At 60.4% G+C, this 765-nt stretch carries 1 pseudogene; it reads right to left on the reverse strand.

Annotated features, from left to right (window positions below):
* Window positions 1–765 (reverse strand): annotated as a pseudogene (locus tag L8U58_RS10145) (hypothetical protein); the annotation flags it as partial.

Consider the following 765-nt stretch of genomic DNA (forward strand, 5'->3'; position numbering starts at 1 on the left):
TAGTTGGTTACCGGTGTGGGTGAACACGTCACGGTGGATAACTTCTCCGGTGGTGGTGTTGATCGTGTCTTTGGCTACACGTCGGCCGAGACCATCGTAGGTGTAGCGGTAGCCAACTCCGGGAGCATCACTTGAGCTAAAGCCGATGGGTTGTTCACCGGTGGCGTAGTAGAAGTGATGCACCAACGGTTTCTTACCCAGGCGTTTGGTCACGGTGCGGGTGATGCGGCCTGCAGCGTCGTAGGTGTAGGTAGTCCGGCCGACTTTGACTGGCAGGGTGTTGTGGTAGTCGATGACCCCGTCAGCGGTAGAGGCCAGCACACCTGCCGGGGTGAAGGAGTAATTTTCCTGGGCGGAAACCCCACCGGTGGCATTGCCTGATGGTGCTGGAGTGCCTGCTCGTGCAGGAGTGTGTGTCGGGGTGTGTGGTGAGGTGGTGCCCTGGTTACTGGGGTTGCTGGGGTTGGTATTGGTTGGTTGTGGTGTGCGGGTTGCACTGGTAGCACGGCCGATAGCGTCGACGGTGAAGCTGGTGGTGCCACGGAGTTGGTCGGTGATGGTGGTGAGGGTGGAGTCGGCTTGCCAGGTGAAGTCACGACCAGCAACAGGGGCTAGCCCGCCAGGTGTTGCCGAATCCAATAGGTTGGTGTGGTCACCGGTGATGCGCCCACGGGTATCGATGTCGATGGTGCGTACCAGGTTGTCGATGGCGGTGGTGGCGCGGTGGCCGCGGGTGTTGGTGGTGTAAGTCAGCTCGGCAAGCAG

The organism is Corynebacterium macclintockiae, assembly GCF_027570165.1.
Classification (GTDB): Bacteria; Actinomycetota; Actinomycetes; order Mycobacteriales; family Mycobacteriaceae; genus Corynebacterium; species Corynebacterium macclintockiae.